This is a genomic window from Ramlibacter paludis (genome assembly GCF_022012305.1).
GTDB lineage: Bacteria > Pseudomonadota > Gammaproteobacteria > Burkholderiales > Burkholderiaceae_C > Ramlibacter > Ramlibacter paludis.
In genome coordinates this window covers 487,939-500,976 of record NZ_JAKLTM010000001.1, presented here as the reverse complement: position 1 = coordinate 500,976, position 13,038 = coordinate 487,939, and the positions used below count along the sequence as shown (strand labels likewise).

The 13,038-nt window shown below is 68.5% G+C and carries 14 protein-coding genes; 8 read left to right on the top strand and 6 right to left on the bottom strand.

From position 1 onward, the window contains the following. The first annotated feature begins 14 nt into the window (after positions 1-14). Positions 15-566 (top strand): DUF3617 domain-containing protein, encoded by a 552-nt coding sequence (locus tag LZ009_RS02600; protein WP_275696311.1) that lies wholly within the window; start codon positions 15-17, stop codon positions 564-566. Between the two features lie 5 nt (positions 567-571). Here LZ009_RS02600 and LZ009_RS02595 read toward each other — a convergent pair whose 3' ends face one another. Further along, on the bottom strand, positions 572-1,285 hold the full coding sequence (locus LZ009_RS02595; protein WP_275696310.1) for a YggS family pyridoxal phosphate-dependent enzyme: 714 nt from the start codon (positions 1,283-1,285) through the stop codon (positions 572-574). 60 nt (positions 1,286-1,345) lie between these two features. Between LZ009_RS02595 and LZ009_RS02590 the strand changes: the two genes are divergently transcribed. The 3 genes from LZ009_RS02590 to LZ009_RS02580 are packed head-to-tail and all read left to right on the top strand — an operon-like array spanning position 1,346 to position 4,490. Then, entirely contained in the window at positions 1,346-2,389 is a 1,044-nt protein-coding gene (locus tag LZ009_RS02590) for a type IV pilus twitching motility protein PilT (RefSeq protein WP_275696309.1), read from the top strand. Positions 2,390-2,413: 24 nt separating this feature from the next. Continuing rightward, a complete protein-coding gene (locus tag LZ009_RS02585) occupies positions 2,414-3,550 on the top strand; it encodes a PilT/PilU family type 4a pilus ATPase (RefSeq protein WP_275696308.1) in 1,137 nt (378 codons plus the stop codon). A gap of 34 nt (positions 3,551-3,584) precedes the next feature. After that, the gene (locus LZ009_RS02580; protein ID WP_275696307.1) at positions 3,585-4,490 is read left to right on the top strand and encodes an NAD(P)-dependent oxidoreductase; all 906 of its coding nucleotides are present in this window, start codon (positions 3,585-3,587) and stop codon (positions 4,488-4,490) included. A gap of 1 nt (position 4,491) precedes the next feature. Here LZ009_RS02580 and LZ009_RS02575 read toward each other — a convergent pair whose 3' ends face one another. Both LZ009_RS02575 and LZ009_RS02570 read right to left on the bottom strand, forming a co-directional pair. Next, a complete protein-coding gene (locus tag LZ009_RS02575) occupies positions 4,492-5,232 on the bottom strand; it encodes a BON domain-containing protein (RefSeq protein ID WP_275696306.1) in 741 nt (246 codons plus the stop codon). Then, positions 5,229-5,828 carry a phosphoheptose isomerase gene (locus tag LZ009_RS02570; RefSeq protein ID WP_275696305.1) on the bottom strand — a complete coding sequence of 200 codons (600 nt, stop codon included), beginning with the start codon at positions 5,826-5,828 and terminating at the stop codon, positions 5,229-5,231. The genes LZ009_RS02575 and LZ009_RS02570 overlap by 4 nt, the downstream gene beginning before the upstream one ends. 288 nt (positions 5,829-6,116) lie before the next feature. On the opposite strand from LZ009_RS02570, the gene LZ009_RS02565 reads away from it, so the two are divergent. Further along, positions 6,117-6,449, top strand: a complete 333-nt coding sequence (locus LZ009_RS02565; protein ID WP_275696304.1) for a hypothetical protein — start codon at positions 6,117-6,119, stop codon at positions 6,447-6,449. A 273-nt stretch (positions 6,450-6,722) separates the two neighbouring features. Next, positions 6,723-7,055 (top strand): hypothetical protein, encoded by a 333-nt coding sequence (locus LZ009_RS02560; RefSeq protein WP_275696303.1) that lies wholly within the window; start codon positions 6,723-6,725, stop codon positions 7,053-7,055. A 38-nt stretch (positions 7,056-7,093) separates the two neighbouring features. On the opposite strand, the gene LZ009_RS02555 is transcribed toward LZ009_RS02560, so the two are convergent. Continuing rightward, on the bottom strand, positions 7,094-7,495 hold the full coding sequence (locus tag LZ009_RS02555) for a YraN family protein (protein ID WP_275696302.1): 402 nt from the start codon (positions 7,493-7,495) through the stop codon (positions 7,094-7,096). On the opposite strand from LZ009_RS02555, the gene rsmI reads away from it, so the two are divergent. Further along, positions 7,485-8,387, top strand: a complete 903-nt coding sequence (gene rsmI / locus LZ009_RS02550; RefSeq protein WP_275696301.1) for a 16S rRNA (cytidine(1402)-2'-O)-methyltransferase — start codon at positions 7,485-7,487, stop codon at positions 8,385-8,387. The genes LZ009_RS02555 and rsmI overlap by 11 nt on opposite strands. A 4-nt stretch (positions 8,388-8,391) precedes the next feature. Here rsmI and LZ009_RS02545 read toward each other — a convergent pair whose 3' ends face one another. Further along, positions 8,392-10,437 (bottom strand): primosomal protein N', encoded by a 2,046-nt coding sequence (locus LZ009_RS02545; RefSeq protein WP_275696300.1) that lies wholly within the window; start codon positions 10,435-10,437, stop codon positions 8,392-8,394. Positions 10,438-10,796: 359 nt separating this feature from the next. Next, on the bottom strand, positions 10,797-11,900 hold the full coding sequence (gene hemE / locus LZ009_RS02540; RefSeq protein WP_275696299.1) for a uroporphyrinogen decarboxylase: 1,104 nt from the start codon (positions 11,898-11,900) through the stop codon (positions 10,797-10,799). A 50-nt stretch (positions 11,901-11,950) separates the two neighbouring features. On the opposite strand from hemE, the gene LZ009_RS02535 reads away from it, so the two are divergent. Next, complete coding sequence (locus LZ009_RS02535) at positions 11,951-13,036, top strand: tetratricopeptide repeat protein (RefSeq protein ID WP_275696298.1); 1,086 nt, start codon at positions 11,951-11,953, stop codon at positions 13,034-13,036. Positions 13,037-13,038 lie beyond the last annotated feature (2 nt).

Sequence of the window (13,038 nt, the reverse complement as noted above, 5' to 3'; positions counted from 1 at the left end):
TCCAGGAGCACTCCATGCGCATGCCTCTCCTCCTCGTTGCCGCGGCCCTCGCGGTGGCCTGCCTGCCGGCCGGCGCCCAGCAGCTCAAGCCCGGGCTGTGGGAAATCAGCAACAAGATGAAGGGCAGCGGGGAGATGGACAAGGCGATGGCGGACATGCAGCAGCAGCTCGCCTCGATGCCCCCGGACCAGCGCAAGCAGATGGAAGCCATGATGGCTCAGCGCGGCATGCGCATGGCGGGGCCGGCGGCCGGCGGCGGCATGACGATGCAGATGTGCATGACCAAGGAGATGGTCGAACGCAACGACGTGCCGATGCAGGAAGGCTGCACCATGACGAAGCAGCAGCGCAGCGGCAACACGATGAAGATGGCCTTCACCTGCACGAAGCCGCCCTCCAGCGGCGAAGGCGAGTTCACCTTCATGGGCAGTGAGGCCTACAAGAGCCACATGGTCATCAACACCAGCGCCAAGGGCAAGCCCGAGACGATGGAGATGGATGCCGCCGGCAAGTGGCTGTCCGCCGACTGCGGCAGCATCAAGCCGGTCGCGCCGCCGAAGAAGTGACGAAGTCATCCCGGGCTTGACCCGGGATCCAGTTCCTGCTTCCGGCCGCCGAAGATCGCGGTCCCCACCCGCACCATCGTGCTGCCGGCGTGGATCGCGGCTTCCAGGTCCGCCGTCATTCCCATCGAGAGCGTGTCCAGCGCCAGGCCCTCGGCCTGCAGCGCCTCGAACAGCGCGCGCGCCTTGCGATGCACTGCCAGTTGCGCCTCGAAATCCTCGGCCGGTTCCGGAATCGTCATGAGGCCGCGCAGCTGCAGCCGCGGCAAGGCAGCCACCGCATGCGCGAGGGCCGCGGCTTCCTCCGGCGCGACGCCGGACTTGGTGGCGCCGCCGTCGACGTTCACCTGCAGGCAGACCTGCAGCGGCGGCAGGCCGGCGGGACGCTGCTGCGAAAGCCGCTCGGCGATCTTCAGCCGGTCCACGGTGTGCGCCCAGTCGAAGTGCTCCGCCACCAGCCGCGTCTTGTTGCTCTGGATCGGGCCGATGCAATGCCATTGCAGCGGCAGGTCCGCCAGCAGGGCGATCTTCTCCACGGCTTCCTGGATGTAGTTTTCGCCGAAGGCGAACTGGCCCGCGGCATGGGCTTCGCGCACGGTGTCGGGCCCGAACGTCTTCGACACGGCAAGCAGCGTGACTTCGTTCACGTGGCGTCCGGCCTGCGCGCATGCCTGGGCGACGCGCTCGCGCACCCGCTGGAGGTTGCTGGCAATCGTGGTCATAATGGACCGGCCATCCCCGGCAGGTGCCGCCGCGGGAGGGGTCATACATAAGAGGGATTCGTGGATATTACCCAGCTGCTGGCATTCAGCGTCAAGAACAAGGCTTCCGACCTCCACCTCTCCGCGGGGCTGCCGCCGATGATCCGGGTGCACGGCGACGTGCGCCGCATCAACGTCGATCCGATGGACCACAAGCAGGTCCACGCCATGGTGTACGACATCATGAACGACACCCAGCGCAAGAACTACGAAGAGTTCCTGGAGGTCGACTTCTCGTTCGAGATCGAAGGCCTGGCCCGTTTCCGCGTCAACGCCTTCAACCAGAACCGCGGCGCCGGCGCCGTGTTCCGGACGATTCCGTCCAAGATCCTCACGCTGGAACAGCTGAACGCGCCCAAGATCTTCCAGGACCTCGCGCTCAAGCCGCGCGGCATGGTGCTCGTCACGGGCCCGACGGGCTCGGGCAAGTCGACCACCCTGGCGGCGATGATCAACCACCTGAACGAAACCGAGTACGGCCACATCCTGACGGTGGAAGACCCGATCGAATTCGTGCACGAGTCCAAGAAGTGCCTGATCAACCAGCGCGAAGTGGGCCCGATGACGCTGTCGTTCGCGGCGGCGCTGAAGTCCGCGCTGCGGGAGGACCCGGACTGTATCCTGGTGGGCGAAATGCGCGACCTGGAAACCATCCGCCTGGCGATGACCGCCGCGGAAACGGGCCACCTGGTGTTCGGCACGCTGCACACCTCGAGCGCCGCCAAGACCATCGACCGGATCATCGACGTGTTCCCGGCCGAGGAAAAGGAAATGGTCCGCGCGATGCTGTCGGAGTCGCTGCAGGCGGTGATCTCGCAGACGCTGTGCAAGACCAAGGACGGCGCCGGCCGCGTGGCGGCGCACGAGATCATGATCGGCACGTCGGCCATCCGCAACCTGATTCGCGAAGCGAAGGTGGCGCAGATGTATTCCGCCATCCAGACCGGCAACAGCGTGGGCATGATCACGCTGGACCAGAACCTGACGGAGCTGGTCAAGCGCAACATGATCAGTCCGGCCGAAGCGCGCAGCAAGGCCAAGATCCCCGAGAATTTCCCAGGCTAAGCCGTTTCAGGAAGGAGTTCCATCATGGAACGCGACCAGGCAACAAAATTCATCAACGACCTGCTGAAGCTGATGGTGGGCCGCAACGGCTCGGACCTCTTCATCACGGCCGATTTCCCGCCGGCCATCAAGGTGGACGGCAAGGTGACCAAGGTGTCGCCGCAGCCCCTGAACGCCTCGCACACGCTGGCGCTGGCCCGTTCGATCATGAACGACAAGCAGGCCGCCGAGTTCGAGCGCACCAAGGAGTGCAACTTCGCGATCTCGCCGCCGGGCGTGGGGCGCTTCCGCGTCAACGCCTTCGTGCAGCAGGCCAAGGTGGGCATGGTGCTGCGGGTGATCCCGCAGGTGCTGCCGACCATCGACAAGCTGGGCGTGCCCACCGTGCTGAAGGACGTGGTGATGTCCAAGCGCGGCCTGGTCGTGCTGGTGGGCGCCACCGGCTCGGGCAAGTCGACCACGCTGGCGGCCATGATCGACTGGCGCAACGAGCAGAGCTACGGCCACATCATCACCATCGAGGACCCGGTGGAATTCGTGCACCCGCACAAGAACTGCGTGGTGACGCAGCGCGAAGTGGGGCTCGACACCGACAGCTGGGAAGCCGCGCTGAAGAACACGCTGCGCCAGGCGCCCGACGTGATCCTGATGGGCGAGATCCGCGACCGCGAGACCATGGAACACGCGATCGCCTTCGCCGAAACCGGCCACCTCTGCATGGCCACGCTGCACGCCAACAGCGCCAACCAGGCGCTGGACCGCGTGATCAACTTCTTCCCGGAAGAGCGCCGGCCGCAGCTGCTGATGGACCTGTCGCTGAACCTGAAGGCCTTCATCTCGCAGCGCCTGGTGCCCAAGCAGGACGGCAAGGGCCGCGGCGCGGCGGTGGAGATCATGCTGAACTCCCCGCTGATCTCCGACCTGATCTTCAAGGGCGAGGTCTCCGAGATCAAGGAGATCATGAAGAAGAGCCGCAACCTGGGCATGCAGACCTTCGACCAGGCGCTGTTCGACATGTACGAGAACAACGTCATCAGCTACGAAGATGCGCTGCGCAACGCCGACTCGGTGAACGACCTGCGCCTGCAGATCAAGCTGAACAGCCAGCGCGCGAAGACGCAGGACCTGTCCGCGGGCACCGAGCACCTGGCCATCGTCTGACGCCAGCGGGGCGAACCCGTTAAAGTTCGCCCCCATGAGCAGCAGCACCAACCCCCGCACCTACGAACCCACGCCGGCCCGCAAGGTCGCCTTCCTCGGCCTCGGCGTGATGGGCTTTCCCATGGCCGGCCACCTGGCCCGGGCCGGCCATGCCGTCACCGTCTACAACCGCAGCGCGCCCAAGCGCGATGCCTGGGTCGCCGAGTTCGGCGGCAAGGCGGCGCCCACGCCGCGCGAAGCGGCCGCCGGCTGCGACATCGTGTTCTGCTGCGTCGGCAACGACGACGACCTGCGCTCGGTGGTGCTGGGCGAGCAGGGTGCGCTGGCCGGCATGAAGTCCGGCGCGGTGTTCGTCGACCACACCACCGCATCGGCCGACGTCGCGCGCGAACTCGCGGCCGAAGCCGCGAAGCGCGGCGTGCAATTCATCGACGGCCCCGTCTCCGGCGGCCAGGCCGGCGCCCAGAACGGCCTGCTGACGGTGATGTGCGGCGGCGAGCCCGCCGCCTTCGACGGCATCAAGCCGGTGGTGATGAGCTTCGCGCGCGCCTGCACGCTGCTGGGCGCGAGCGGGGCGGGCCAGCTGGCCAAGATGGTCAACCAGATCGCCATCGCCGGCCTGGTGCAAGGCTTGTCGGAAGCCATTGCCTTCGGCCAGAAAGCCGGCCTCGACATGAACCAGGTGCTGGAAGTCATCGGCAAGGGTGCCGCCCAGAGCTGGCAGATGGACAACCGCGGCAAGACGATGATCGCCGACCAGTTCGCGTTCGGCTTCGCCGTCGACTGGATGCGCAAGGACCTGGGCCTGGTGCTGGACGAAGCCAAGCGTAACGGCGCGCGGCTGCCGGTGACGGCGCTGGTGGACCAGTTCTATGCGGACGTGCAGGCGCTGGGCGGCAACCGCTGGGACACGTCCAGCCTGATCAAGCGCTTGCGGTAGTTCAGCGCACCGGGGACACGACCACGCCGCCGGCGTCCGGAGCCGGCGCGGTGGCAGCCGGCGCGGCCGGCGCGGGCGCAGGGGCCGGCGCCGGTGCCACGGCCGCTGCCGGCGCGGCGCCCGGCGGCGTCAGCCCGAGTTGCCGCATCTCTTCCGGCGTCAGCACCTCGAACATCCGCACCACCTTGTTCACGCCACCGATCTGGCGGGCGATCTGCGTGCCGCGGTCGGCCTCGCGTTGCGAAACCCGGCCCATCAGGTAGACGGTGCCGCGTTCGGTCACGACCTTGAAGGCGTTCGACTGCAGGTCCGCTGCGTCCACGTAGGAAGCGCGGATCTGGCCGGTGATGAAGGTGTCCGCCGAACGCTGCGTCATCGAGCTGGCCGGCAGGACCGCCAATTCGTTGCTCACGCCGCGCACGTTGTCGACGCGGCTCACCAGCTGCTCGGCCTGCTGGCGCGCCGCATCGCTGGGCACTTCGCCGGTCAGCAGGACCTGGCGGTTGTAGCTCGTCACGTTGATGTGGACGCGGTCGCCGAGCGCATCGCGCAGGCGCGAAGCCGCGCGGATCTCGATGGACTCGTCCTCGATCTGCGCGCCGGAGCTGCGGCGGTCGGTGGCCATCATGGCGGTGCCGACGGCGGCGCCGCCGATGATCAGCGGCGCGCAGCCGGCCAGGGTGGCGCCCAGCAGGGCGGCGGCCAGCACGCGGGTGGCCAGGGAAGAGGGACGCAACTTCATGGGGTGGGTTCCTGGTCGCCGAGCAGCTGCGCGTCGACGCCGTCGCAGATGCAGTGGATCGCGAGGATGTGGACTTCCTGGATACGCGCGGTGCGTTCGTGCGGCACGCAGATGTGCACGTCGGTTTCGCGCAGCACGCCGTTCATCTTGCCGCCGCCGCGCCCGGTGAGCGCCACCACGGTCATCTCGCGCTCGTGCGCGGCCTCGATCGCGGCCAGCACGTTGGCGGAGTTGCCGCTGGTGGACAGCGCCAGCAGCACGTCGCCGGCCTGGCCGAGCGCGCGCACCTGCTTGGAGAAGATGCGGTTGTAGTCGTAGTCGTTGGCGATCGCGGTGAGGATGGAGCTGTCGGTCGTCAGTGCGATCGCCGCGAGCTCGGGCCGCTCACGCTCGTAGCGGCCGACGAATTCCGCAGAGAAGTGCTGCGCGTCGGCGGCAGAGCCACCGTTGCCACAGGCCAGCACCTTGCCCCCGCTGGTGACGCAAGCGAGCACAGCCTGCACCGCCTGCGCGATGGGCTTGCTGAGCGTCTGCGCCGCCTGGTACTTGAGGTCGGCGCTGTCGATGAAGTTCTGCTGTATCCGTTGCTCGAGCATGTGGGAATGATACCTGCGGCCTCACGGCGAGCGGATGAAGTTTTGTCAAGGCGCCCAACACCTCGTTACGCGGTTTTCCTGCACGTGCGTTTCGCACGGAACTTGTAGGCCTCATCGGACGAGTGCGGCGCGGAATCGCCGACGCCGGCCCGGACGCGACCCGACACGAGGTGCCGCGACACGCTGACTCGCCGGCCATTGCCGGTTCACTACTCTACGTATCGCTGGCTTCAGTGCCTGCAGGATCACAGTTCACAAATCACGTTAGGAGAAGTTGCAATGGCTGTCATGAAAAAAATCGCTGGTGTCATCGCTGGTGCGTCCGCTGTCGCCGTCCTCGGTGTCGCCATGGCGCAGGGCGTTCCGCCCAACCCGTTCATCACCAACCCCGCCCTCGGCGCCGGCCAGCAGAGCACCCACCTCACCTCCATGGGTGAGACCGGCGTGCCCGGCATGATCGACCAGGTCTACACCGCGCAGTCCGTGGTGGAAGAGCGCACCGCCATCGTCGAGACCCCGGCCCCCGTGGTCGCCCAGGCCCCCGTCGTGGTGGAACAGCAGTCGATGGGCGCCGCCCCGGCTCCCGAGCCGACCGTGGTCGCCAAGGCCGACCGCAACTAAGCCGGCGCTTCGCGTCTAGCTGGGGCTCTGCGGCCCTGGCCAGCTTGAAAGGCGGCGCGCATCTTCGGATGCGCGCCGCTTTTTCGTTGCGCGAGCGACCCGTGGCGGGGCAGTGGCCGACGCCACGCCGGGCATATCACTACACGAGGTACCGCGCGGGGCTGACGCCGCGAAAGTTGCGGCTCACTAATCTACGTATCGCTGGCTTGAGTGCCTGCAGGTTTTCAATCCATTTTCACAAATCAAGTCTCAGGAGAAGTTGCAATGGCTGTCATGAAAAAAATCGCTGGTGTCATCGCTGGTGCGTCCGCTGTCGCCGTCCTCGGTGTCGCCATGGCGCAGGGCGTTCCGCCCAACCCGTTCATCACCAACCCCGCGCTGGGCGCCGGCCAACAGAGCACCCACCTCACCTCCATGGGTGAGACCGGCGTGCCCGGCATGATCGACCAGGCCTACACGGCCCAGACGGTCATCGAGCAGCGCACCGCCATCGTCGAGACCCCCGCCCCGGTCGTGGCCCAGGCCCCGGCCCCGGTGGTGGAGCAGCAGTCGATGGGCGCCGCCCCGGCCGAGCCGATGGTCGTCGCGAAGGCCGACCGGAACTAAGAACTCCAGTCGAGAAACGCAGCGGGGACTTCGCGTCCCTAGCTCGCATCGAAGGCGGCGCGCATCCACTGGATGCCGCCGCTTTCGTCTTCCAGGCACACCACGTCGAAGCGGCAGGGCGGCTGCGAGCGCAGCTTCAGCAGGTAGTGGCGCGCCGCGAAGACGATGCGGCGCTGCTTGGCCGCGGTGATGCTGCCCAGCGCACCGCCGAACGCGCGCGAGGCGCGCTTGCGGACCTCGACGAACACCAGCGTGCCGTCGCGATCCCACAGCACCAGGTCGATCTCCCCGCCGCCGCGGCCGGGCGTCCGATAATTGCGGGCAGCCAGCCGCAGGCCGCGTCCCAGCAGGTAGTGCAGGGCGCGGTCTTCCGCCGCATCGCCTTCAGCCTTGGTGGTGACCACGGCGCGGCCACCTTCAGGAGAGTCCTTGAGCGCCACATTTGCCTCCGCCCTCGCCGCCGCGCGCGAGGCGGCGTCCTCGCAGAATTATCCGCAACAAGCGCTCTATGTCGTCGCCACGCCCATCGGCAATCTGGCGGATGTCAGCCTGCGGGCCCTGCACGTCCTGGAGCTGGCCGATTGCATCGCCTGCGAGGACACGCGGCACACGCAGGCGCTGCTGCGCGCCTACGGCATCGCCAAGCCGGCGGGCGGCTGGCTCAGCGTGCATCAACACAATGAGGCGCAAGGTGCGCAGGAAGTCGTGCGGCGGCTGCAGCAGGGCGAGCGCATCGCCTATGCCAGCGATGCCGGCACGCCTGGCGTCAGCGACCCCGGCGCGCGCATTGCCGCGGCCGTGCGCACGGCCGGCCTGGCCGTGGTGCCGATTCCGGGCGCCAGCAGCGTCACCGCCGTGCTGAGCGCGGCCGGCGCGGCGGGCGAGGATGCGGGTTTCGTCTTCCAGGGCTTCCTGCCCGCCAAGCCGCAGGAGCGGCAGCAGGCGGTGGAGAAGCTGGCCGGCGAAGCGCGCGCCGTCGTGCTGCTGGAGGCGCCGCATCGCATCGCCGCGCTGGCGGATGCGCTCGCGGTGCTGGGCGAACGGCCGGTGACGGTCGGGCGCGAGCTCACCAAGCAATTCGAGGAAATTGCCACGCTGCCTTGCGCCGGGCTGCCCGCATGGCTGGCGGCGTCGCCGCAGCGCAGCCGTGGCGAATTCGCGTTGGTGCTGCACCCTGTCGCCGTGGCGGAGGACGATCGCGAGGCGCTGCGGGTGCTGCGCCTGCTGCTGGCGGAGCTGCCGGTGAAAAGCGCGGTCAAGCTGGCGGCGGAAATCACCGGCGCGCCGCGCAATGCCTTGTACGAGCTGGCGCTGAAGGAGAAATCTTCCTGAGGCTTCAGATCACGAGCGGATCCACGTCCACCGCCCAGCGGATCAGGCCGCGTGGCCGCACGGACTGCAGCCGCGCCTGCCAATCGGCCAGGAATGCCTGCAGGGCCGGCCGCGAACCGCTTTCGAGCAGCAGCTGCGCGCGCTCGACGTTGGCCACCCGCTGCACGGTCATCGGCACCGGCGCATAGACGAAGACGTGCTCGCTGCCTTCCAGGCCGGGCGCGGAATCCGCGGCGGCTTGCAGGAACTGCTGGGCCACCTCCTGCGTGCGCGCCTCGGCGCGCAGCACCGCCTGGTACGCGAAGGGCGGCATCGCGGCCTGCTGGCGCTCCTTCAGCTGCTGCGCGGCGAACGCCGGGAAGTCGTGCTTCTTCAGTGCGGCAAACAAGGGATGCTGCGGGTGCCAGGTCTGCACCCACATCTCGCTGGCCGACGCCTGTGCCGCGTCGCGCCCGGCCCGGCCGGCCGCCTGCATCAGCAAGCTGAACAGGCGCTCCGGTGCGCGGAAATCGCTGGAGAAGAGCGCCGAGTCCGGATTAACCGCCGCCACCAGCGTGATGCGGCGGAAGTCGTGGCCCTTGGTGACCATCTGCGTGCCGACCAGCACGTCGACTTCGCCGGCGTGGACTTGCGCGAGCTGCTGCTCGAGTGCGCCCTTCTGCCGCGTGCTGTCGGCGTCCATGCGGGCGACCCGCGCGGGCGTGCCGTCGGGCCGGGTGGCATCGGCCAGCAGTTCGGCCAGCTGCTCCTCCAGCCGTTCGGTGCCGCGGCCGAGCGGCGCGATGTCGACGTTGCCGCAGGCCGGGCAGGCGCGCGGCACGCGCTCGGTGTAGCCGCAGTGGTGGCAGCGCAGCGTGCGATCGATCTTGTGGAAGACGCGGTAGGCGCTGCAATGCGGGCAGTCGCTGCGCCAGTCGCAGGCGCCGCAGGCCAGCACCGGTGCATAGCCGCGCCGGTTCAGGAACACCAGCGACTGCTCGCCGCGCGCGACGCGTTCGCGGATCGCAGCCATCAGCGGCGCCGAGAACAGCGTGTGCTTGGGCTGCTGGTTCATGTCGACCAGCCGCACGCGGGGCAAGGCTCCGGCGCCGACGCGGCTGGGCATCTCCAGCAGCCGGTAGCGCCCGCGGTCGCAGGCCTGCCAGCTTTCCAGCGACGGTGTCGCCGAACCCAGCACGACTTTCGCGCCTTCGAGCCGTGCGCGGTAGACCGCGAGGTCGCGGGCCGAGTAGCGGGCGCCTTCCTGCTGCTTGTAGCTCGGGTCGTGCTCCTCGTCGACGACGATCAGGCGCAGCTTCGGCAGCGAGGCGAAGATCGCCATCCGCGTGCCCAGCACGATGCGCGCCTGGCCCGCATGCGCCGCCAGCCAGCTGCGCAGCCGCTGCGGGTTGGTCATGCCGCTGTGCAGGGGGACCACGGCGTTCGCCCCGAAGCGTTCGACGAAGCGCGCCTGCAACTGCGGCGTGAGGTTGATCTCGGGCACCAGCACCAGGGCCTGCGCGTCCGGCTCGCGCGCGAGGAGTTCCTGCACCGCGTTCAGGTAGACCTCGGTCTTGCCGCTGCCGGTGGCGCCGAACAGCAGGAAAGGCCCGGCCTCCGCACGGATCGCGGCCAGTGCGTCCGCCTGTTCGGGCGTCAGCGGCGGCCCTTGCGCGGGGGCTGCTTCGGAAGCGTCGGCACGGGCACGCTTCAAGCGGCGTGCCAGCTGCCCCGCATCGAGTTCGCGCAATTGCGGCGGCAGCGCGGCGAGCGCGACTTCGCCGAGGCTGCGCTGGTAATAGTTCGCGGCGAAGGTAACGAGCTGTCGCCAATTCGACGACAGCGGCGCGATGTCGCCGAGCGGCCCGCCGATCGCCTTGATCTTGTCTGCCGCCAGCACTTCGGCAGCGCCGTCTTCCGCATCCCACACCACGCCGCAAACCTCGCGCCGGCCCAGCGGCACACGCACCAAGCATCCCGCCGCGAGTGGCAACTCACTTGCGTAGGTCAGGGGTTCGCTGAGCTGGCTGTGGGCCGGGGTGGGGACGACCACCCGGAGCGTCCGCGTCATCTTGTGGTCGAGTTAGATGGTCTTGCTGAGGCCCTCCCCGCACAAACCCCCGTAAGTCCTTGATTCCACGAAGCTTTGTAAAGAAGAGTTGATTGCTGTGGATAACTTTGTTGATAGACGGCACCGGTCAAGCCCGGGAAGCCCGAAAAATCAAGGGCTTGCCGGGACGGCGCCGAAAAAGTGCATATCTGGAATCTCAACAAAATCAATGACTTAGCGGCGCTAGCGTTTTTGGAGCAGGCCGGCGGCCGTACGGCCGGGTTCGTTGCGCCGCAACACGTCTTCTGTGCACAAGTCAAGCGCCACGACGGAGGATTTGCCGCGCCTGTCAGCTAGGGAACACCCCGATGACGCCTGTTTCACGCCGCGCTTGCGCCCCGCATTTGCGCCGAATGTGCATGCACTGCTTCCACCAGTGCCTGCACGTGCTCCGGCGGTGTGTGCTGGTTGATGCCGTGTCCCAGGTTGAAGATGTGCGTCGGCCCGGTGCCGCTGCCGGTGTGCGGCGCGCCGAATTCATCGAGCACGCGGCGCGCTTCGGCGGCCACCTGCGCCGGCGGCGCGAACAGCACGGCGGGGTCGAGGTTGCCTTGCAGGGCCTTGCTGCCGCCGACCTGCGCGCGGGCCTGCGCCAGGCTCACCGTCCAGTCGACACCCAGGACCTCGCAATCCAGCTTCTCCATCTGCGGCAGCCACAGGCCACCGCCCTTGGTGAAGACGATGCGCGGAATGGTCGTGCCGTCCTGCGAACGCTTCAGCTTCGCCAGCACCTGCGCCGTGTAAGGCAGGCTGAATTCGAGGAAGGCGCGGTGCGACAGCGCGCCGCCCCAGCTGTCGAACACCATCACCGCCTGCGCGCCGGCGTCGATCTGCGCATTGAGGTAAGCCGCGACTGCCTCCGCATTGATTGCCAGGATGCGGTGCATCAGGTCGGGCCGCGCGTACAGCATGCTCTTCACGCGGCGCCAGTCGTCCGAGGAACCGCCGCCTTCGACCATGTAGCAGGCCAGGGTCCAGGGGCTGCCGGAAAAGCCGATCAGCGGCACGCGGCCGTTCAGCGCGCGGCGGATCGAGGTGACCGCATCGAAGACGTAGCGCAGCTTGTCGAGGTCGGGCACGGCCAATGCCGCCACCGCGGCTTCGTCGCGCAGCGGGCGCGCCAGCTTCGGGCCTTCGCCTTCGGCGAAGCTCAGCCCCAGTCCCATCGCATCGGGCACGGTGAGGATGTCGGAAAACAGGATCGCTGCGTCGAGCGCGAAGCGGTCCAGCGGCTGCAAGGTCACTTCGGTGGCGTAGTCCACGTTGGTGGCCAGGCCCATGAAACTGCCGGCGCGGGCGCGCGTGGCCTTGTATTCGGGCAGGTAGCGGCCGGCCTGGCGCATCAGCCAGACCGGCGTGTAAGGCGTGGCCTGGCGCAGGCAGGCGCGCAGGAAGGTGTCGTTCGCGAGCGGGGGAAAGGCCATCCCCCGATTGTCGCAGGCCGGCCCGGCGCGCCCCTATCATCGGCAGCCACATGGACACCGCTCTCGACCAGGCGCGCCGCTTCTTCCAGGACGGCGTGGCGCATTACCAGGCCGGCCGGCTCGAGCAGGCGGAACGGCAGTTCGTCGCCGCGCTGGCGCTGGCGCCCGGGCGGCCCTCGGTGCTCACCAACCTGGGCGCGGTGCGGCTGAAGCTGGGTCGGCCCGCGGATGCATTGGCGGTGCTGCAGGAAGCGGTCGAACGCGAGCCCGGCAACGCGGAGGCCCTCGGGCATTGCGCGGCAGCCCATGCCGAACTGGGGCATGCCGCCGAGGCGCTGGCCTTGTTCGACCGGGCCCTGGCGATCGATGCGAAACGGCCGGCACTGTGGACCTTGCGCGGAACGTTGCTGCGGGAGATGGGCCGCACGCAGGAGGCTGCCGAGTCTTTCCGCGAAGCGCTGGCCCGCGGCGGCGACGCCGAACTCAATCGCTACTACCTCGGTGCGCTGGCCGCGGGCGAGGCGCCCGCCAGCGCGCCGCGGCACTACGTGGAGAACCTGTTCGATGCCTACGCGGCGCAGTTCGACAGCCACCTGGTCCAGGCCCTCAATTACCGCGCCCCGGAACTCCTGACGGCGCCGCTGGCGGGCCGCCGCCACGCGCGCGCGCTCGACCTGGGCTGCGGCACGGGCCTGGCCGGGCCGGCGCTGCGGGCGCTGGCCGGCGAAGTGACGGGCGTCGACGTGTCCGCCAACATGCTGGCGCAGGCGCGTGCGCGCGATGTCTACGACACGCTGGTGCAGCAGGACGTGCTCGAATTCCTCGCTGGCTGCGAGACGCCGTTCGACCTGGTGCTCGCGGCCGATGTCTTCATCTACGTCGGCGCGCTGGAGGGCGTCTTCCGCGAGCTGGCGCGCGTGATGCCTGCTGGCGCCAGCTTCTGCTTCACCGTGGAAGAAGCCGCGCAGGACCTGGTGCTGCGGCCCAGCCTGCGCTACGCGCATTCCGAAGAGTATGTGCGGCGCCTGGCCGCGGAGAACGGCTTCGTGGTGACGCGCCTGGAGCGCAGGCCGGTGCGCGAGGAGCAGCGCGTGCCCATTCCGGGGCTGTTCGTCTGGATGGAGCGACGGCCCTAGGC

Coding starts and splice junctions, on each gene's coding strand:
- LZ009_RS02575 (WP_275696306.1), bottom strand. CDS start 5,232: ATGAAGTTGCGTCCCTCTTCCCTGGCCACCCGCGTGCTGGCCGCCGCC.
- LZ009_RS02570 (WP_275696305.1), bottom strand. CDS start 5,828: ATGCTCGAGCAACGGATACAGCAGAACTTCATCGACAGCGCCGACCTC.
- LZ009_RS02560 (WP_275696303.1), top strand. CDS start 6,723: ATGAAAAAAATCGCTGGTGTCATCGCTGGTGCGTCCGCTGTCGCCGTC.
- LZ009_RS02535 (WP_275696298.1), top strand. CDS start 11,951: ATGGACACCGCTCTCGACCAGGCGCGCCGCTTCTTCCAGGACGGCGTG.
- LZ009_RS02565 (WP_275696304.1), top strand. CDS start 6,117: ATGAAAAAAATCGCTGGTGTCATCGCTGGTGCGTCCGCTGTCGCCGTC.
- LZ009_RS02580 (WP_275696307.1), top strand. CDS start 3,585: ATGAGCAGCAGCACCAACCCCCGCACCTACGAACCCACGCCGGCCCGC.
- LZ009_RS02600 (WP_275696311.1), top strand. CDS start 15: ATGCGCATGCCTCTCCTCCTCGTTGCCGCGGCCCTCGCGGTGGCCTGC.
- LZ009_RS02585 (WP_275696308.1), top strand. CDS start 2,414: ATGGAACGCGACCAGGCAACAAAATTCATCAACGACCTGCTGAAGCTG.
- LZ009_RS02595 (WP_275696310.1), bottom strand. CDS start 1,285: ATGACCACGATTGCCAGCAACCTCCAGCGGGTGCGCGAGCGCGTCGCC.
- hemE (WP_275696299.1), bottom strand. CDS start 11,900: ATGGCCTTTCCCCCGCTCGCGAACGACACCTTCCTGCGCGCCTGCCTG.
- LZ009_RS02545 (WP_275696300.1), bottom strand. CDS start 10,437: ATGACGCGGACGCTCCGGGTGGTCGTCCCCACCCCGGCCCACAGCCAG.